The sequence below is a fragment of the Corynebacterium pseudokroppenstedtii genome (assembly GCF_019754945.1).
Classification (GTDB): domain Bacteria; phylum Actinomycetota; class Actinomycetes; order Mycobacteriales; family Mycobacteriaceae; genus Corynebacterium; species Corynebacterium pseudokroppenstedtii.
Window position 1 is genome coordinate 235,566 of the sequence record NZ_JAEUWU010000002.1, and the last position, 19,837, is coordinate 255,402.

Below are 19,837 nucleotides of genomic sequence, written 5' to 3' on the forward strand. Positions count from 1 at the left end.
CAACGACGCCGAACGCAACACCAACGTCGAGAAGAAGAAGCTCCTCCCCGGGTGGATGACGGGGTTCGGCGCGCAAGTGATCGCCGGCCTCATTATTGGCCTGATCCTCGGTTTTATCGCGCGCGCCCAAAGCAACGGGCTCGGCGGCGACAAGGAAGGATGGCTGGGCGGGCTGCTCGACGGCGTCGGCACTGCCTATGTGCAGCTTCTGAAAGTGATGATCCCGCCGCTGGTCGTCACCGCGGTCATTACCTCCGTGGCAAACCTACGGAAAGTGACCAACGCGGCGCGGCTCGCGATCAGCACACTCGTGTGGTTCGCGATCACCGCTTTCTTCTCCGTACTCACCGGAATTATTGTGGCGCTGGTTATGAAGCCCGGTGAAGGTACCAGTATCGACGCCTCCACCGCCGCGGATCCGTCGCATACCGGCAGCTGGCTGGCCTTCATCGAGGGGATCGTTCCGTCGAATATCTTGGGCCTGGGCGCATCAACCGCATCGAGTGGCGATGGCATTGACCTGTCCTTCAATGTGCTCCAACTACTGGTCATTTCGCTGGCCATCGGCATTGCAGCCGTGAAAACTGGCCACGCGGCGAAGCCCTTCCTGCGGTTTAATGAGTCCGTCCTCAAGATTGTTCAAACCGTGCTGTGGTGGATCATCCGACTGGCGCCGATCGGCACGGCCGCGCTGATCGGGCACGCCGTGTCGAACTACGGCTGGGACGCACTCGGTTCGCTGGGCAAATTTGTGCTGGCTATTTATGTCGGCCTGGCCATTGTGCTGGGCATTATCTACCCCACTGTGCTCGCCACGAACGGTCTTTCCGTGTCGGGCTTCTACCGCCGCGTCTGGCCTGTGACCAGCTTGGGCTTCGTCACGCGCTCGTCGATGGGGGTTATGCCCGTTACCCAGCGCGTCACTGAGCAGCGCATGGGTGTGCCGTCGGAGTACGCGTCCTTCGCTATCCCGCTGGGTGCGACCACCAAAATGGACGGGTGCGCATCCGTCTACCCCGCGGTGGCCGCGATTTTCGTCGCCCAGTTCTATGGCACTCCGCTGAACTTCACTGATTACCTGCTGATCATTTTCGTCTCGGTTATTGGTTCCGCGGCGACGGCTGGTACGACCGGTGCGACGGTCATGTTGACATTGACATTATCGACGCTGGGTCTCCCGCTCTCCGGCGTCGGCCTGCTGCTGGCTATCGAGCCGATTATCGACATGGGACGCACGGCTGTGAATGTGACTGGACAGTCCCTGGCCACGACGGTGGTGGCGAAGCGCGCCGGGATTTTGGACACGGCGACGTGGGACGCTGGCGAGCATGACTGGGAGGAAGTCCAGAAATCCGAAACGGGTGAGGAAGCCCTCGCAGGTTCACGCGCCGTATAATTCGGCGTGACTTAAGCTGAGGCTTCGGCTTCGGGCGATTTTCGGGTGGAGGGAGTGCCCATGACTCAAGCGTTTGTTGTGGGCAGCGGCCCGAATGGACTCGTGGCGGCGGTCACTCTTGCACGCGCTGGGTATGCCGTCACTGTCGTCGAGGCTCAGAGCACTGTCGGCGGGGGTGTCCGTTCCGCCGAACTGACCGTGCCCGGACTTATCCACGATCACTGCGCGGCGATCCACCCGCTCGCGATGGAGAATCCACTCCTTCGGTCTTTGAACAGCGACGATGGTGTGGGCTTGGAGTGGTTATGGCCGCGGGTGCAATGTGCGCACCCGCTTTTTCGTGGCGCACGGGGCGGAGCCGCGCTATATCGCGATGTCCACGCCACGGCCCAACAGTTTCCCACTGCACACGATCGGTTTTGGTGGGAACGTCTTTTTCGCCCTCTGGCCAGCAATTTCACAAAGCTTGCGTCGGATATTCTTCAGCCACCGTTACGGCTAGCCCAGCGCCAAACAGACGGACACAGATGGGGAGATCTTCTCCAATTCGGCGTGCTCGCAGGTCTCCCCGCCGCGGCCACGTCCCGGTTATTGCTGTCCGCGGAGGCCCGCGCACTCTTCGCCGGGGTCGCTGCACACGCCTTTCGGCCGTTGACGAGCACCGGCTCCTCAGCCGTCGGGATGATGCTCACCACCGCCGCACATGCTAGCGGCTGGCCCTTCGCCAAGGGTGGTTCACAAAACATCACGAACGCCCTTGTTCACGCACTGGAACAATCCGGCGGGCGCATCGCAACCGACAGCCCTATCCGATCTTTGGACGACCTTCCTGCCAGCACAAACGACATCATCATGCTGGACACAACACCTCAGGCCGCTCTGGGCATCATCGACGCGAGCCGACGCCCGCCGCACGTGCCCGCGCATGTTCGCGCTGCTCTCTCGCGGTACAAGTACGGGCCGGGCGTTGCCGTCGTGAATTTCGCCATCGACGGAGAGATTCCGTGGACATACCAGCCGGCACGCGAGGCGGGAAGTGTACATCTGGGTGGTTCGGTGCGCGATATTCACGCCGCTGAGCGGGAAATCAACCGCGGTCGCCTGCCAGAGCGACCTTTCGTGTTGGTCACCCAACAGTACGTTGTCGATCCGTCGCGGAGCAGGGGAAACCTCCACCCCATCGACGCCTATGCGCACGTACCCGCGGGATACGTAGGAAATCGCTCCGCGATACGCGGTAGCTCCGAGCAGCGCCACGAGTCCGCGTTATGCGCTTCTATCGAGAACTGTATTGAGCAGTACGCACCGGGCTTCCGCGAGAGAATCGTCGCTAAGAAAATCAGAACTCCCGCGGATGTTGAGCATGACAATGCCAATTTTGTGGGTGGCAACATCACGACCGGGGCGAACACGCTCGGCGGGTTGCTGGGCAGGCCGCGATTGTCGACGAACCCCTACGCGGTCACTGGCCGAAGTGATGGGCCGCAGGTGTACCTGTGTTCGGCGGTGACGCCTCCCGGTGCGGGGGCACACGGGTTGTGCGGCTTTTACGCTGCTCAGGCAGCGCTTTCACGGTAAGACCTGCGCTAACCGGCAAAGGCAACACGGCGTAAGCCGCGAGGGTCAGCGCAACCCCGCACTACGCTACCTTCACCCGAAGTTCGCGAAGTCCACGCTCAACCAGGCCTCACGCATGTCATGGCGTGGATCGTTCACGGTCGTTTCGCCGTCACCGCCGAAAATGTGCGTTGATCGGTTGTCGGCGTAGGGGGTGAAGCCGGGGTTTCCGTCGTGAATGAAGTCCCGCCAGCGACGCTGCATTGCTGCCGTCGTTTGTTTGATGCGGTCGAGCCCGCCGGACGTGAACGCTTTCGATGCCATTCCGGCGTCGTACCGGCCGAAGAGGAGCGGGAGGTCCCAGGTGTGCGTCGCTCCGAGTCCGAGTGCTTTGAAGAACGGAGTGGAGGCGTCGAGGCGGTACATCCACACATTGCTGGGCGACCACTGCTCGGCCAGCGCGATACACGGACCCCAGAACACGGCGTCGCCAAAGAGCTCTGCGCACTCGGTGCGTGAGCGGCCATTGCGGTACATGTCGCGGAACACCTCGGTGGCGTTCGGGCCGATGGATTCCGCAAAAATCTGGGCGTGGCGGCGTTGCGTCGCCGTCGAGGCTTTCCTAAGCCGCATGAAGTAGTATTCATGGCTCACTGTTCCGATCAGCAGCGGAACTTTTCCGGCAACCCCGGGGGCGTCGGGCGTGATTTCGAGTGGGTGGCGCGGCATAGGGAATGCCGCGGAAGGCAGCCACGCCCGTTTCCGCATGGCCAACGACCGGCCCGGTGGTGGTATTCACGGTCCAGCTATCGCGAAATGACCGTTTATGCGGTGAAGCTAGATAAGAAGAATCGTTAACAGGAATTGACACATTGATAATTATAGTAAGTGCAGCGAACTAAAGATTTCTTATTTGGCGAAATTAATTCGTTAGATCAACGTCTGACCATGCCCGACGTAGTTCACCCGACGGATCTTCCGCTGTATGCTCGCCCGCATTAAAAATCTGAGTAGCAAAGCCGTCACTAAATGGCGGAAATTCTGGATTACCGGAATGAATAAAATTCTTCCACCGACTTTGCATCACGGCGCTTGTTGCCCGCATCTGATCGTGGCCGCCCAAATACAGCGCATCGGGCCCTTTGCCGGAATCGTAGCGCTCAAATAAGAGGGGTAGGTCGAGGGCGTGCGTGGCACCCAGCCCGGACAACCGGAGCGACGGCGTCAACATATCGAGCCGATACATCCAGGCTTTCCCCTGTGGCCACCGGGACGCTAATTGCAGTGAGGACGCCAAGAACAAGGCGTCGCCGGCGAACCTTCCGCACTCGGCGCGGGTCCGGCCCCCGCGGTAGAACTCTGCCAAGATATCCGGGGCGTCCCCGCCGATGGATTGGGCCAGCCGACGAATACGCGCGCGTTGGGCGCGGGTGGACATGCGCTCCCACCGCATGACCAGGTATTCATCGGCATTCGTCCCGATCAAGAGCGGGATGTTCGCCGCCGGTGTGCCGTCGTCGGTGGGTGCTTTTCGACGTTCGTCGTGTGGTTCTTGCGACGACGGTTGGGGAACAGCCAGAGGATGCCGAGTCATCAGGTCCCCGTCGATAGTGGGCGCGAAAGGACCGGAAAACTCGAGGTACTCGTCGTTAATGACATTCAGACGTTCGGTCAGGTGCGCGAGTTCCATGGCAGGGATGCCGTTGAGGCCCGGATTTTCGGCCCGCGCACGGTCTGCCCACCGGCCGGCGGCTGCGGGCGAATGGACCATCGCGACGGGCGGGGATTGCGCGATGGCTCCGGCGATGACCCCGCGGAGTTCCGGGAGGGCGATCAGCGCGGTCACCATGGCGCCGCCGGAGGACTCGCCCATGATCGTGATGCGCGCGGGGTCGCCGCCGAAGGCTTCGGCATTATCGTGAACCCACCGCACCGCCGTGACCAGGTCTGATAAGCCGGGGTTAGAGTCTGCCCTGGTCGCGGACTTCGTACTGACGGTGCCGGCACTTCCGTCTGCTCCGGTATGCGCTGTATTGTCGGCTTTCGCAATGTCGGCCGTGTAATTGAGCGACAGCTGCCCCAGGATTCCCACACGATAATTGACCGCGACGACCACCGCGTCCATGGCTTGCGCGAAATACTGGCCGGTCAGCAACGGTTCGTTGGCAGAGCCGTGCACATTGGATCCGCCGTGGAAGTACACGACGATGGGCCGTCGAGCATTCCGATTAATCATGTGCGGTCGGCGTTGGTCCGAGCGACCGTCACCCGTCCGAGCAGCCGTGTTCGGGACAACAACGTTGAGCCACAGGCAGTCTTCCGAGCCCACCCACCCGACGGACTTGTTGCGGTACTGAGCGCAATAGTCGCCGGGATGGTCCGCGATCAGCGGTTCTGTCCATGGTTCCACCGGTTGAGCACGCCGGAATCGCAGCTCCCCGCGCGGCGGTTGCGCGTACGGTATTCCGCGGAAAGCGACGACGCCTGTCTCGGCATGCCCTTTGATCGGGCCGGTGGTGGTCTCAACAATCCAGGCGTCGCGGAAGCTGTGGTTGCGGCGCGAGGCGGTGCGAGCGTGTGTGTCAGCGTTCATGGCTCCGGTCATGGTGTGGGCCAGTGTAGAGGAAGTGTGGCCAATGATGTCGAGACTGATTGCCGACGACGCTACCCACGCGCGATGCCGAGCGCGCTTGCCGCTGCCGCGTCCGTTTCCTGCAGCATGAGCGGATCGGTGCCCGGCATCGGCGAAATGGTGGTATCCGCCCGCATCTCTTGCAGCGGAATGCCCAGCATGTGGACGCGCGGATCGGTGGTGCCGTTGGGATGGATGACCCGGCATGTCTCCATGTCGACTTCGGGCGCGCGAGTCGGGGTGGGGTGGGTCTTGGCGCTGTCCTCACGGTTCGCACTGCCGTCGCCACGTGTTGCTTCACTCTCATGCGGTGTATGCAGCGCAAATGGCCTCATTCTTCCCGACGCCACCAGTGCTCGCGTCAGCGGATCGGTACTCCTATTGACGTTCGGTTTGTGCTGCCACGCGTCGATCAGCGTCGTTGAGTACATCGGGTGCGCACCGGTGGTCGGCGAAGTCAGCACGAACTGCGGTTCGTCGCCGTGGTCCGTGGTGACGCCCACGATCGGATCTGCGCCCGCGAAAACAACCAGGCCAGCGTCGATAAGAGCGATGAGCTCCGCGGTACGGAACGCGGGAGGCCCGGAGCCGACGGTGGCGCCGATCCGCACGAATTCGGCGTAGTCCCCTCTGCGTGACTCGGGCGTGAATTTTCCTGGCTCGTCAGCGATGGCGACGGTTTTGCGCGCGACTCCAATGACCTGCAACCCCGCTTTGACCGCGGATTCCCGGCCCCGGCGCGCTTCGGCCAGGTCATTCTTCAACGCCTCTTTGACCGCCGCGGTAAGAGCGCGGATGGCAGATTCGGCGTCTGTCGTGTCTGGATTTGTCTCCTCCGGCAGCTCGGCCGTGATCCTAGACATCGGATCGGCGTAATAGGGCAGGTCAAAGCGGTCCGCGGGGGCGACCAGCTCGTCGAGCCGTGGATCATTGTGAAGCGACCACGGGTCTGCGGCTGGGTCGTCGATAATGCGGAGAACCCGACGAAGTGCCTCGTCGGAGTCGCAGAGAAGGACGCGATAGTAGGCAGCTTGTGCGTCGCGCAGGATCGCCGGCCAGAGGGTTGTGGAGAAATCGATGCTGCCCGCTGGCGGATCACTGGGGAGCGCCTGGACCGCGGACTTCAGCCGAGGCATCGGGGCTGCTGGCGGGAGCGACCCAAACACGGGTTTCGGCTGGTAGGGGTAGCCGTGGTGGGACGTCACGATGAGCCGCGGTTCCCGGCCGGAGGGGTTATAGGTCAGGTCAAACGGGGAGGGCGACGTGCGCTGGAACTCCCCGCCGCGGTCGATGGTCAGCCTGGCCATGAGGTCAAAGAAGCCCATGCCCAGTCCTCGCACGATGACATCGGGGCGGTGTGGTTGTGGTTCATCCTGCGCCGAGTCAGTGGTGTCGTGCCCACCAGCAACAAGTTCAAGGTCCTGGTCAGCGGGGTGCCCGGGGTGGATCCAGGTCAGGTTCGGGTGCGCGTCAACACTCGCGGCCAGCACCGATTCGGCGGTGTTCGCGGTGGTGTCCGTCCACCCGAGCGCCAAAATGGTGGCGTCGGCGTCGATGGATGTTCCGTCGGAAAGCGTGATGGTGTCCTGAGAACTCTGCTGCCCAGCGTGTGCTTCTTGCTTGCCGACGGGACCATCCGCGCCTTCGTGTCCATCCGTGCCAGCGTCGCTAGGCCGAATATCGACAGCGCGGGCCTTGTGAATATGCACGGTAACGCCGGGAATTGCCTTCAGTCGGTCCACGGCGATGTCGAATACCCACCGCAGGTAATGCCCATATAACGCGCGCAAGGGGTGCGATTCAGGACGCGTTTGACGGATTTCTGCCTCGTATTCCGCCGGCATGGTGGGCGGGAATTCGCGGAACAGCTCCGTCTTCTTACGCGCTCGGGAGGGATCGGAATCCGTAGGACGTGGCTGCAGGTTCTCCCCACGGAGCAATTGAAACCACTCGTAGAGAGTCGGCCCTTCCAGGACGGGGCCACGCACAGTCGATCCCGGCTCGGTGAAGAGCGTCACCGCGTCTGCCAGCGTGTTCATGCATAGCGTGGATGATTGGTCGGTCCGCCACACGCGGCCCGCGCCGGGTTCGACGTCGTCAATAAGGTGAATAGCGACGTTGCCAGCGGAGGTCACGGGCTTGTCACCGGCTGACGCCTGATCTGCCGAGTCTCGCAAGAAACTACCGAGGCGCTCCAAGACCGAGATCCCGCGTGGTCCGCCGCCAACAATCGCTATCGTTCGCATAGTGCCACGGTAGCGCCCGGCCCTCAGCGAGAAAAGACAGGGCTGTCTATTCCCCATTCATATACTCAGCGACAACGTCGGCAGCCTGATCAAAGTCATTCACCAGCACACCGTGGCTGTAACCCGGGTACATGTGAAGGTCGCCACCCATCGCGTCGCGCATCTCGGGGGCTCCCGTTCCGGTGACCGCGGTGTCCTTGTCGTAACCGAGGTGAAGCGGCTTAACTTTCAGCTTGTCCCCGGACACCTTCTTGAACGGTGTGTTCGTCGGCCAACCATCGCAGTACGCGCCGCTGGCCAGCATGTTTTCGTTCAAATCAATGATGTCCCCCGGCACAATAAGGGACGTGTAATAGGGGATCAGCTTGGATCGGTCGGGGGCCGTCGCGTTCTCATTACAGGAGACGACGTTGCCCTGAATAGTCATCGCCTGAACAAGTTGTTGCTGAATTTCCAGCTGCTTCTGCTCCTCCGGCGTTGGTTCGCGGCCGTTATCGCTCTCATCCACGTCCGACGATTCTCCCGCGTTGGCGTTCGCATCCCCCGCCTGCGTCTTCTTCGTGCTCAAGTATTCCGCCAGCTTGGTCCACGATTTTTGGCTATACAGCGTCCCCATCACCATCGAGTTCGGGTCAGCGAATTGATCCGGCGAAACCGCGTCGGTATAGAGCTTGACCGCATCGACCACCCTGCCGGTCCGCCACGCGACGAGGTCAGCCGCGTTCACCAGAGCCACGGCAGCCTGTGCGTAATCGTCGGGAACTGCTGCAACATCGCGACGGTCCGCCGATTGCGGGCGAACAGGGGCCGACACTCCGTACTCGTCATGAATCACGGCGGCGAAGGATTGATACACCTCGCGCGGTGTGGTCCCCAAGTGGTAGTCGCTATCCCGCTCAGCGACCCACGAGAAGAATTCATGTATCGCTTCATGACGAATAGCTTGTCGCTTTTCTGCGAGGCGGAAAACAAGGTCATTGGGGGATGCGCTTGAATCAAAAATCGCTTTATTAGTATGTTCCGGAAATAAAGTGGCATACGTACTCATCAGCGGCCCTCCATAGGAAAGCCCATAAAGATTGAGCTGCTTTTCGCCCAAAAGTTTCCGCGCTTCTTCTAAGTCACGTGCCGTATTTTCTGTATTTACTGTTTTTGTGTACCCCGGATTATGCGATTCGCACGCATCATAAAGCATTCCCGCCGTCATATAGGGCGTGGCGATCTCCGGCTCACAATTCAGCGGAGTGCCCCACGTCAACCCACGTGGCTCCACCGCGATGAGGTCATAGTTCTTGCCGACGCTCTCAGGCAGATGAACCGCCTGCGTCCCTTCGCCTTTATCGCTGGGGTCGCTGAACATGCCCAGCGCGTCGCCACCAGGGCCACCCGGGTTACCCGCAATAACACCCTTCTTCTGCCCACTAGCGGGGATTTTACTCATGGTGAGTTCGATGGTCCCCGACGACGGATCGTCGTAATCTTTCGGAACGGTGAGTGTTGCGCACGTCGCACGGGCAGCTACTCCTGATCCTTCTGGGCATGGCCCCCACTTCAGTGGCGATGACGGTTGTTGCGCATCCCCGGCATGTGCTGGAACCGCGGCGGAAAAGATCAACAATGTGCTGGCTAGAAAAGCTGCGCCGTGTTTCTTCATAATTCACCTTTCTGAGTTACCGTCCATGTATATCAATAGATAAAGCGCGCGCATATCAATAACACGCGCAGATGGCACATTTTAACTGGCACCCGAGACGCATTTTCGCTGCTCATCCACCCATTTCAGCTTCTATAGAAAATGTGTTTTACTTTCGGTGAGTGTTTTTCTGGAGGTTCACTGAACCGCTCCCTGCTATAGATTTCGCCAAGGAATCACGTGAATAACGGTTGTACATCGTCACCACCCCGCAGGTCGTCGCGACGACGGATCCGCGGGGTTTCGTTCGGGCGTCACTCCCACCGGGATCCGTCCGAGCACACGCCCCGGCGCGCTCCGCTCTGGCTATTCCTGCTCATCGGAGCGGCTGCACTGATCATCAGCCTTATTGCATCCACAACGTTTGGCTCAGCCCAGTACGACGTCGGCCAAGTGTGGTCTGTCATCCGCGCGCATTTCGGGGGCGCAGGAACACCGGACACGTCGTTGGATTCCGTGGTGTGGGATTTGCGTGCTCCGCGGGGAGTGTTAGCCGCGATCGTCGGCGCCGGCCTGGCGCTGGCGGGCGTTGCTATCCAAACTCTGGTCAGGAATCCGCTGGCTGACCCGTATTTGTTGGGGATTTCGTCGGGTGCCAGCGTGGGGGCAACGTCGGTGATCACCTTGGGGTGGTTTTCGTCGTTCGGCCTTTTCGCGCTCACCGGCGGGGCGTTGGCCGGGGCGATAGCCGCCACCCTCACGGTGTACTTCGTCGCTATGGGGCAAGGTGGACTGACACCGCTGCGGCTTGTCCTCTCCGGCGTGGTCATCAGCGCCGCGTTCAGCGCGATCGCCAATTTCATGATCTTTAAGTCGCCCTATGGGCAGGCCGCGCAGGGCGTGATGTTTTGGATGCTGGGTTCTGTCGCGGGCGCTACGTGGTCCAAGCTGTGGATCCCGTCGGCTATTGTGGCTGTGACTTTTGCGCTCCTCATGGCGGTATCGTCGCAGCTAGATGCGTTAGCTGCCGGCCCGGACACGGCCGCTGCGTTGGGAATCAATGTTGCTGTGCTCCGCCAGTGCCTGTTCTTTCTTCAAGCCATTCTGGTGGGTGCGCTGGTGGCGGTTTCGGGTGGAATTGGTTTTGTTGGCCTGGTGATTCCCCACATTGCGCGGCTCCTCGTTGGCCCTCGCCACCGTCGGCTTGTTCCCGCCGCCATGCTGTGCGGCGCGATTTTCCTGGTGTGGGTGGATGTTCTGGCGCGCGTCGCCGCCATCCCGCAAGAGATCCCGCTCGGTGTCGTGACCGGTATCATCGGCGCACCGGTGTTCCTGATCCTTATGGGGCGCTCGCACTACAGGTTCGGGGGTCAAGAGTGATGTTTGGGGGCAACCAATGACCACACTCGAAGCGCGCAACGTCTCGTGCTCCATTGCACGTTCAGACCGAGTCATCCTCCCGGACGTGTCATTCACCGTCCCGTCTGGCGGCATGACAGCCATCGTCGGCATTAATGGCGTCGGAAAATCCACCCTCCTTCGGGTCCTCGCGGGTATTCACCGCCCTCATTCTGGTCGTGTTCTTATCGACGACGGTACCGACGTCCACTCTCTTCGCCCGCGTGACCGGGCGCAGCGCATTGCGTTCATTGGCCAAGAGGAAGCGCCGCCGGATGATCTCCTGCTCGGCGAAATGGTGGCCTTGGGGCGGATTCCGCATCTGAAGCCGTGGCAAACCGGTGGGAAGAAGGAGCGCGACGTTGTGACGTCGTCGTTAGAGGTCGTCGGCCTGGCGGACAAAATCGATCACCGGTGTGACCAGCTTTCCGGCGGGGAGCGTCGTCGAGCGATGTTGGCCCGCGGATTGGCGCAGGATACGGACCTTGTTCTTCTGGACGAGCCCACCAACCACCTGGATGTCCGCTATCAGCTGCTGCTTCTCGACGTGATGCGGGCGTCGGGGCGCACGATCTGCGCCACCATTCACGACCTGGGTTTGGCGTTTACGCACTTCGACCACGTCATCGTCCTCGGCGACGGTGGTGTTCTTGCGGCCGGGCCGCCCGAAGAAACGTTAACGGAGAGCACCGTTGCGCACGGCTTTTCCGTGAATTCCACCCATATTTCTACCGCGAACGATTCTCTTCATCTCGTGGTGGAAAGCTTACGAAAGGATACTGCACCGTGAAGCAGAACACTGTGGACGGCAGCGCCGCGAACCACACCAAGGGGCTAAAACTCACCGAAGGGGGCCGACGTCGTCGCTCTGCGGGGACCATCGCAACCTCGGCGCTCATGGCCAGCCTAATCATGATTCCGCTGGCAGCGTGTTCTAGCTCGGACAATTCCACCAGCGCTAGCGGCGGAAATGAGGGCAGCAACTCGGGTCCGGTCACCGTCAAGAATTGTGGTAAGGAAGCCACCTATCCGTCGACGGCGAAGCACATGTACGTCAATGACGGGAACATGATTGCCACCACGCTAGCGGTGGGCGCGGCCGACAATATCGCGAATGTCAGCAGCCTGCAGGATGATAAGGCAATCCTTGAGGCCAAATATGGCAAGGATGTCGTCGACAAGTTGAAGGTGGATGCGCCCGAGTCTCCATCGCTGGAGCGAATTATTGCGACCAAGCCGGACCTTGTGTTCGCGGGGTGGAACTATGGTTTTTCGGAATCCAAGAACTTGACGCCGGATGCGCTGAAAGATCACGGGATTGAGTCCTATATTCTTTCCGAGTCATGCCGGCAGGGTAGGTCCGACAAGCGCGGGACGATGGATCCATGGGAGGCAGCGAAGACGGACCTCACCAATATCGGGAAACTGACCGGTCATGAGGATAAGGCGAATCACTTGGTCAAGGACGTGGATAAGCGCCTGAACGCGTTGAAGAAGGCTCCCGCGGCTGAGGGCTCCGGTAAGCCGCCGGTGACGTTCGTGTTCGACTCCGCGAAGGACACCATTTTCACGTCCGGCAAGTTCGGCGGGCCGCAGGCGATTATTGAAGCTGCCGGCGGGAAGAATGCGACCGATGATGTCGATGACACGTGGACGACGGTGGGGTGGGAGAAAATCGCCTCTGCCCAGCCGGATGTGATCGCTTTCGTGGACTATCCTTCACAAACTTTCGAGGAGAAAATGAAAATCCTGGAGTCCAACCCGTCCACGAAGAACTTGGAGGCGGTAAAGCAGAAGCGGTACGTCAACCTTCCGTACGCCATGTGGACGTCCGGTCCTCTGAATATCGACGCGGCCGAGTACATGCGGAAAGCATACGAGAAGTTCGGGTTGATGCCGAAGAGCGATATCCACACCGACGTTCAGCTGCCGGATTCTCTGGCCGGGAGGGAATACTTCGTCGAGAAGTAACCGCACGTAGGCGGAGTAATCGCACGCAGGCGGGCACCGGTGGTCGCGGCCTGCGTCACGTGGCTTAGGACGTGTGCCGGTGCGCCAGGTTCATTTGGCGCATGCGTTCCATGAGTTCGGGGTCCATGCGCACCATTTGCACGAGTTGGCAGTCGGCCGGACCGCTGGTTCCGGGTTGGCACGCGGTGCAGGGTTCGCCGAACCGGATTGGGCAGCGCGCGTCGGGGTGGCTCTTTTTTCGCCGACGCGAGTTGCGCAGGCGCCGAGGACGTTTCCCCTGGTCATCATGTGCAGCTCCTCTGCCCGGCGTTGCTGAACTGGAGTTCCGCTGGGGGCGGGGGTTTCTCTGAGGGCGCAGGTGCCCCTCAGCGGAGGCACCCTCCTGAGTGTCCTGCCGGGACGCGGCAGGCCCGCCTCAGAGGTTGATCATGTGGCCCAGTGTGCCCTCAGCTGCTTCCTTGATGGCCTCAGAGAGGGTCGGGTGGGTGTGGACGTTGCGCCCGATTTCCTCAGCGGTCAGATCGTAGCGGGCCGCGAGGGTCAACTCCGGCAGCATCTCGGAAACGTTGGAGCCAACCATGTGGGCGCCGAGAATTTCCCCATATTCGCCGTCGGTCACGATCTTGACGAAGCCAGCGGGTTCGCCAAGGCCTTGCGCCTTTCCGTTCGCGGTGAAGGGGAAGCTGGCCACTTTGATGTCGCGGTCGGAGAACTTCTCTTTCGCGGCGGCTTCCGTGTAGCCCATCGACGCAACCTGTGGGTTACAGAACGTTGCGCGAGGCATCATCATGTAGTCGCCCAGGGTTTCGGTCTCTGCGCCGGCGATGGTTTCGGCAGCCACGACCCCTTGTGCTTCGGCCACGTGGGCTAGCTGCAGTTTCGCGGTGACGTCGCCAATGGCGTAGATGCCGTCGACGTTGGTGCGCATGAAGTCATCAATGGCGATTGCGCCACGGTCGGTGAGCTCGACGCCGGTCTTGTCCAGGCCGTAGCCCTCGACGCGGGGTGCGAACCCAACCGAGACGAGAACGCGGTCCACGGTCAGCGTCTGTTGCTTCGAACCGTCCTTCTTCTCAATGTCGACCTCGACAGAATCGCCCTTATCGCGCACGGCTGTGGTCTTGTGCCCGGTCAGGACGGTGACGCCCAACTTCTTGTACTGCTTGGCGATCTCCTTGGAGACGTCCTTGTCCTCGTTGGGCAGGACGGAGTCCATGAACTCGACGATGGTGACATCCACGCCGTAGTTAGCCAGGACGTACGCGAACTCCATGCCGATCGCGCCCGCGCCAACGATGACCATGGACTCAGGGAGTTCGTCGTTAAGGATCTGTTCCTCATAAGAAACGACGTTGCTGCTGAGCTCGATCCCCGGGAGCGTCTTCACGACGGAACCCGTCGCAATGATGCAGTTATCGAACGTGAGGGTTTTACCGGCGTCGTCACCGTCGGACACCTCGATGGTGTGAGCGTCGGTGAAGGTGCCTTGACCGTGAACTTCGGTGATTTTGTTCTTCTTCATCAGGAAGTGGACGCCCTTCACAATGTTGGAGGACACCTTCCTGGAGCGCTTGTGAGCAGCGCCGAAGTCGAACGACACGTCGCCTGAGATGCCAAATGTCTTGGCATCGTGCGTAAACGTGTGCGCTAATTCAGCATTGCGAAGGAGCGCCTTGGAGGGGATGCAGCCCACATTCAGGCACACACCGCCCCAATACTTCTTCTCTACAATCGCAACTTTTTTGCCCAACTGAGCGGCGCGAATAGCCGCCACATATCCGCCGGGACCTGCACCAAGGATAACTACGTCATAATGTTCAGCCACGGTTTTTAGGATACGACGCTGCCACCGAGATTTCAGGTAATGGGGGCAATAGCCGTGGGGGGATTCGTTCAGACGGCTTTGAGCTCGCGTGTGATTCCCTCCCCCCACCGTCCCGCTTCGTTTATTTCGTTTATTGGTAATTTTCTCCATGGCGACCAACGACACACAGCAAAAACACGATGCCACTGTCTCACGCGAGGCGCTTCGCAAGCTCACCCACGTGCTAGATAAATCCCCGCAACAATCCATCGACGTCGCTCTTGAGCCGTCGGGAGAAAGCATCACCTTGCCCCACCATGTCGTTCTCAAATTACGAGAGGTACTCAAGAATGCGGCTGCTGGCCAGCCGATTTCCATCGTTCCTGAACATGCAGAATTGACGACGCAGCAAACCGCCGATCTCCTCAACGTTTCTCCCCCCTATGTCGTGAAACTTATCGACGAGGGGACACTTCCCGGGCACAAAGTGGGTGCTCACCGACGCGTCTACGCGAGCGACGTGAAAGAGTACAAGCGCGCACAGGACATCACTACGCGCAAGGCTGCCGACGAATTAACAGCGCTCTCGGAAGAAATGGGCTTGTACCACTCCGAATGATCGACGACGTCCTAGGCAACCCTGCGCTCTGTGGAGCGCCCGTTGCCGCAGAGTTACTCCGTCGGTAAATACGTCCGGCGAATGCGTCGACAATTGCGCAAAGGGTAGCGTATCAGCCTGTGACATTCACTATGTTCGCCTACATCGGTGCCGTGTGCGCCGCGATTGCCTACGGCGGGGCCACGATTTTGCAGGCTATTGCGGTGGGGCGGCTTGTCGCGCTTCCGGCCGGCTCGTCGTGGGGTCGCCGTATTCGCGCCGGATGGTTGTACGGCCTCGGCTTGGTGTGCGACTTCCTCGGCTTCCTCATGTCGGCACTGGCGTTGCACTCTTTGCCTCTTTTTCTTGTCGAGTCGACGGTGGCGTCGTCGGTTGCGGTGACCGCTGTGCTGGCAGTGGTTGTGCTGCATCAGCGCCTCACCGCACATGAGGTCATTGCCGTTGCTGTGCTGGTCGCGGGCCTGATTGTGCTGGGAGTGACGGCCGAGGAAGGCCCGGCGCGGGCCGTCGCTTGGTGGGTTGGCTGGGGGCTGTGTGCCCTCGCGATTCCCCTTGCCGCGGTCGCGGCGGTGTGCGTCGTCGCGTCTCAACCCCGGTGGACAATGGCGACCGGGATCGTTCTGTCGGTCATCTCGGGCCTGGGCTTCGGGTTCGTCGGCGTCGCCGCCCGCTTGGTCACGGTACATTCGTCGATACTCGGCTGGCTCAGCGACGCGTTCGTCTGGGCGATGGTGCTGATGGGCGGCCTTGCTGTGGTTGCTTATGGCTATGCGTTAGATCGATTGCCGACGACGACGGTGGCGGCGCTGTCTTTCGCGTGCGAGACCATTGTTCCGTCGACGATCGGGTTGATCTGGCTGGGCGATGAAGTCCGGCCGGGGTTGATGTGGTTGGCGGTGGTCGGCTTCGTCGCGGTGCTGGGGGCGTGCGTGCAGCTGTCTAGCAAAGCGGAAGTGGAAGCGTAAACACGGAAGCGTGGACCCCGCGCACCTTATTTATGGTGCCGGCTCAGGAAGTCCCACACCACGTCGGTGGTTTGGAGCGTGTGGTTATATGGCCCTTCGCCACTTTCCTTTTGGTATGGCGATCCCGGCCAATTGTGGCCACCATCAGCGACGGCAAGATGCTCGACGTCGACTCCCGGGCGGCAGCCTCCCCATGTCATGCGGGTGACGTTGGCCGCCGACGTCGGCGATGTGGTCGGTTCCGATGTGCATCCCTCTAGTTGCGCGAATGTGCCCGCCAGTTCGGGTGCTGCAACGTAGCGTTCGCCGTGGCTTGTGCCTCCGTCGTAGTGCATGGTTCCGTCTTTGACTCCGTGTATTTCCAACACGGACACGTCGCCGTTCGGCGCCGACCCGGTCGCGCATGATATGTGCGTCGCGGGATAGTAGGCACCAGCGACGGGCGCCACGGCGGCGAAGGTCTCCGGCATTGTGCAGGCGAGTTTGGTGGCGAATCCCCCTCCGTTGGATTTCCCGGTCGCGTAGATCCGGGTGTGGTCGATCCGGTATTTCCGGTCGAGCTGGGCAAGGATATCGCGAACGAGCTGCGAATCCTTGTCCCCGTCGTTAGTGGTGGCGTAGGGCGCGGATTCCCACGCGCGCTGGGTGCCACTTTTATCTTTTTCGCCTTGGGGGTAGACGACGAGGGCCGGGAGTCGGTCGAGATCGGTGTATTTCTCCATGAGCGCGGCATTTTGGCTGTGTCCATGGAAGGCGAAGATCACCGGAAGCGGCGCGGCGGTTGCGTCGGTACTGGGTACGGATAAGCGGTATGAGCGGGTGAGACCACCCGACTTGATGGTGATGGCGGAGCTCGATGGTCCGTTGAGTTCTTCATCTTCACTGGGCGACGACGATCGTCGCCGGGTCACGATGACGGCGAAGAGAGCTGCAATAACGAGGCTGATCACGACAGCGGTGGCTATTGCGCGGCGGTGTGGTGAGTGAATCACCACCCCAACAGTATGCTTCTCTAAACGTCACGGTCAAGGGCTGGCGGGAAAGGGCCGGTGATCGGGGCTGGCTCCCAAGCGCCAACCCGCCGGCTACTCCTCAGCCGTCACGTCGTCCAGGTTTTTACGCGACACCATAAACAGAAGAATCAGCGTCAGTGTTGCCTCGATGGCGCCGAACGCGAGCATGTCTACGTAGTCGAAATCCCCGGAGAGCTTCGTCAAAATCATGGGGAAGAAGAATCCGACGTACGTCAGCACGTAGAACGCTGAGGTCAAACCGGCAAGATCATCCGGGCCAGCGAGCCGCTGGACCTCCGTCAGGCCAGAGATCAGAACAAGCCCGTACCCCAGCCCCAGCAAAGCAGCCACAGAAATGGATCCGACGATGGAGAGTCGCGTCGATACGAAAGCCGCTAATGCCATCCCGATGGCAACGAAGATAATGCCCAAGATGGGGCCGCGCGCGCTGTAGTCGGTGTTGATGCGGTCGCCGACTTGCTGGATGCCGAACCCGAATGCCAAGCACACCACCGTGAGGAGTGCGGAGTAGGCGACGGGGGCTTTGACGTGCGAGGACATGAGTGCGGGTGTCACCGCGTAGGCAACGCCGGCTGCCCCGAAGACCCAGGGTGCGATGGGCACGGCGACCGTCAAGAACCGTGGGTGCTTCGCGGTGGGAACGGCCAGGTCAGACCAAAAGCTGCCATGAACTTTCAAGTGCGCGGACTGGCGAGTTTCCGGTATTTTCACCAGGAAAACCAGGGTGGGGATAGACAGAATGATCTGCAAAATGTAGGAAAGCTGCCCTGGGATCGGCCCCCATTGCGCAAGAAGACCAGCAACGCCGGCACCAACTCCGAAGCCACCCGTGAGGGCCATCGCTGCTCGGGCCGCGCCAGCCGACTTTTTCGCGTGCGGGTCAAACGGTGCCTGAGAGAGCTCTTTCACCCAGGACCCGCCAACAGTCATGGCAATTCCCACGGCCAGGCCGGCCAGGAGTCGGCCGATAAACATGGGGATCTCAGACTTTTCGCCGACGGCAATCAAGATCGAGCCGATGATGGCCGCGACCGGCCCCCATAGCATCACCGTCTTACGTCCGTAGCGGTCCGAGAGAGGTCCTAAGAAAACCAAACCGGCCATAATCCCGATCGCATATGCACCCAACAGGGAGTCGACGAAGACCGGCGAGAAAACACTTTCACCACGGTAAAAAATGAGGAGCGGTGTGAATTCGTTGCCACCCCAGGCGATCACGAACATTGCCAGTACGACGAAAACCCATGCGTAGCGATCCGAAGCGTTCGCGGTGGTCGGCGTGGCGGCTCGGAGTTCGTGGGGGGTGACGTCGGCAAGCTGGTCCTGTTGCGTGCTACTTCGCGCATTCGTCGTTGCGGAAGCGACGCTGCTGTCAGCGGTATGTGGGGCAGGGTCAAGATGTGCGTCTGAGCTGTCGCTCTCAGACGATTTCGGGGAGGACATGGCCTTATCGTAGGAGTGCCCAGTTTTCCAACGAAATAAAATCGCGATTTTAGGCCGAAATTACGCAACTCTCACACAAACGACCAATATGTGGTATGGATCATGTTTTTGCAGGGTAGCAGAGATGCGGCAACACTCGAGTACATAGCGACGATTCACAGGTAGCGTTGAAAACAAAGGAAGCATTCCGATGCATCTCCTAAAACGCATGATTCGCCGGAAGGTAGGACAATGATGGCTCGCACGATTCCCGACACATCCCATACCAATCGCTCTAGCTCACTGGATGACAAGAAGGTTGCTTTGGTGACGGGCGCGACGTCGGGTATCGGTCGATCGGCCGCGCTCAAGCTACTCAAGAAGGGTTTTGTGGTTTACGGAGCGGCCCGGCGCGAGGATCGTTTGCGCGAGCTGGCGCGCGACGGGGTGCGCACTCTGCGGATGGATGTGACCGATGAAGACTCCATGCGAGAGGGGATCAACACCATTATCGACGACGCTGGCCGCATTGATGTTCTGATCAACTGCGCTGGATATGGCGTTGTGGGCGCTATTGAGGATGTCGATCCGGAGGATGCCCGCCGACAGTTCGAGGTTAACGTGTTCGGCCCGATGGCGTTGGTGCGTTTGGTTGCGCCGCATATGCGGGAGCAGGGTGAGGGCCGGATTGTGAATGTGTCGTCGATTGCGGGGAAGGTTCCTGCTCTGCTCGGCGGCTGGTATCACGGGTCGAAGTTTGCCCTGGAGGGGCTGAGCGATTGTCTGCGCTTGGAGCTGGAGCCGTGGGGAATCGATGTGTCCGTGGTGGAGCCGGGCCCGGTGAAGACGGAGTGGCCGCATATTGCTCAGGAATCGATGGAGGAAACCAGTGATGGTGGGGCGTATGCGGAGATGGCGCACGCGGTGGCAGAGTCCGTTGAGTTTAAGCACCGCCCGGGGATGGTGTCCCGGCCTGGGACTGTGGCGCGTGTTGTTGTGAAGGCCGCGACGACTGAGCGGCCCCGCACGAGGTACGCGGTGGGGCCGTTAGCGAAACTCACGGTGCTGTTACGCCGCCTACTCCCCGACCGAGCTGTGGATTTCTTTATCCGTAAGAGCTACAAGCTCGGGTAGGCGGGATGTGGAGCCGCCTGTCAGAA

At 60.7% G+C, this 19,837-nt stretch carries 16 protein-coding genes; 8 read left to right on the top strand and 8 right to left on the bottom strand.

Annotation, left to right across the window (positions count from 1 at the left end; all coding sequences use genetic code 11):
* The first annotated feature begins 55 nt into the window (after window positions 1–55).
* Entirely contained in the window at window positions 56–1,396 is a 1,341-nt protein-coding gene (locus JMN36_RS04005; protein ID WP_221923976.1) for a dicarboxylate/amino acid:cation symporter, read from the top strand.
* A 60-nt stretch (window positions 1,397–1,456) separates the two neighbouring features.
* A complete protein-coding gene (locus JMN36_RS04010; RefSeq protein WP_221923891.1) occupies window positions 1,457–2,974 on the top strand; it encodes a phytoene desaturase family protein in 1,518 nt (505 codons plus the stop codon).
* A gap of 72 nt (window positions 2,975–3,046) precedes the next feature.
* On the opposite strand, the gene JMN36_RS04015 is transcribed toward JMN36_RS04010, so the two are convergent.
* From JMN36_RS04015 to JMN36_RS04025, 4 genes are all read right to left on the bottom strand, one after another.
* Window positions 3,047–3,682: a carboxylesterase family protein gene (locus JMN36_RS04015; protein WP_221923892.1), complete on the bottom strand. Its 636-nt coding sequence runs from the start codon at window positions 3,680–3,682 to the stop codon at window positions 3,047–3,049.
* Window positions 3,683–3,875: 193 nt separating this feature from the next.
* Window positions 3,876–5,558 (bottom strand): carboxylesterase/lipase family protein, encoded by a 1,683-nt coding sequence (locus JMN36_RS04020; RefSeq protein WP_306421585.1) that lies wholly within the window; start codon window positions 5,556–5,558, stop codon window positions 3,876–3,878.
* Window positions 5,559–5,617: 59 nt separating this feature from the next.
* Window positions 5,618–7,831, bottom strand: coding sequence for an FAD/NAD(P)-binding protein (locus tag JMN36_RS10675; protein ID WP_236881700.1), 2,214 nt, complete (start codon window positions 7,829–7,831; stop codon window positions 5,618–5,620).
* 46 nt (window positions 7,832–7,877) lie between these two features.
* On the bottom strand, window positions 7,878–9,485 hold the full coding sequence (locus tag JMN36_RS04025) for an alpha/beta hydrolase (protein WP_204087636.1): 1,608 nt from the start codon (window positions 9,483–9,485) through the stop codon (window positions 7,878–7,880).
* A 351-nt stretch (window positions 9,486–9,836) separates the two neighbouring features.
* Between JMN36_RS04025 and JMN36_RS04030 the strand changes: the two genes are divergently transcribed.
* From JMN36_RS04030 to JMN36_RS04040, 3 genes are all read left to right on the top strand, one after another.
* Window positions 9,837–10,844: a FecCD family ABC transporter permease gene (locus JMN36_RS04030; RefSeq protein ID WP_204088807.1), complete on the top strand. Its 1,008-nt coding sequence runs from the start codon at window positions 9,837–9,839 to the stop codon at window positions 10,842–10,844.
* A gap of 16 nt (window positions 10,845–10,860) precedes the next feature.
* Window positions 10,861–11,652, top strand: coding sequence for an ABC transporter ATP-binding protein (locus tag JMN36_RS04035; RefSeq protein WP_204087637.1), 792 nt, complete (start codon window positions 10,861–10,863; stop codon window positions 11,650–11,652).
* A 107-nt stretch (window positions 11,653–11,759) separates the two neighbouring features.
* Window positions 11,760–12,833 (top strand): ABC transporter substrate-binding protein, encoded by a 1,074-nt coding sequence (locus tag JMN36_RS04040; protein WP_412728581.1) that lies wholly within the window; start codon window positions 11,760–11,762, stop codon window positions 12,831–12,833.
* Between the two features lie 64 nt (window positions 12,834–12,897).
* On the opposite strand, the gene JMN36_RS11070 is transcribed toward JMN36_RS04040, so the two are convergent.
* Window positions 12,898–13,191, bottom strand: coding sequence for a DUF6767 domain-containing protein (locus JMN36_RS11070; RefSeq protein ID WP_306421595.1), 294 nt, complete (start codon window positions 13,189–13,191; stop codon window positions 12,898–12,900).
* 57 nt (window positions 13,192–13,248) lie between these two features.
* Window positions 13,249–14,658, bottom strand: a complete 1,410-nt coding sequence (gene lpdA, locus JMN36_RS04050) for a dihydrolipoyl dehydrogenase (RefSeq protein ID WP_012732565.1) — start codon at window positions 14,656–14,658, stop codon at window positions 13,249–13,251.
* A gap of 148 nt (window positions 14,659–14,806) precedes the next feature.
* On the opposite strand from lpdA, the gene JMN36_RS04055 reads away from it, so the two are divergent.
* Together JMN36_RS04055 and JMN36_RS04060 are read left to right on the top strand one after the other, a co-directional pair.
* Window positions 14,807–15,256, top strand: coding sequence for a helix-turn-helix domain-containing protein (locus JMN36_RS04055; protein ID WP_204087639.1), 450 nt, complete (start codon window positions 14,807–14,809; stop codon window positions 15,254–15,256).
* Between the two features lie 119 nt (window positions 15,257–15,375).
* Entirely contained in the window at window positions 15,376–16,221 is an 846-nt protein-coding gene (locus JMN36_RS04060; RefSeq protein ID WP_236881699.1) for a hypothetical protein, read from the top strand.
* 26 nt (window positions 16,222–16,247) lie between these two features.
* On the opposite strand, the gene JMN36_RS04065 is transcribed toward JMN36_RS04060, so the two are convergent.
* Together JMN36_RS04065 and JMN36_RS04070 are read right to left on the bottom strand one after the other, a co-directional pair.
* Entirely contained in the window at window positions 16,248–17,213 is a 966-nt protein-coding gene (locus JMN36_RS04065; protein WP_221923895.1) for a CE1 family esterase, read from the bottom strand.
* 93 nt (window positions 17,214–17,306) lie between these two features.
* On the bottom strand, window positions 17,307–18,698 hold the full coding sequence (locus tag JMN36_RS04070) for an MFS transporter (RefSeq protein WP_204087641.1): 1,392 nt from the start codon (window positions 18,696–18,698) through the stop codon (window positions 17,307–17,309).
* Window positions 18,699–18,929: 231 nt separating this feature from the next.
* Between JMN36_RS04070 and JMN36_RS04075 the strand changes: the two genes are divergently transcribed.
* Window positions 18,930–19,811 carry an oxidoreductase gene (locus tag JMN36_RS04075; protein ID WP_236881698.1) on the top strand — a complete coding sequence of 294 codons (882 nt, stop codon included), beginning with the start codon at window positions 18,930–18,932 and terminating at the stop codon, window positions 19,809–19,811.
* The last annotated feature ends 26 nt before the right edge of the window (window positions 19,812–19,837 follow it).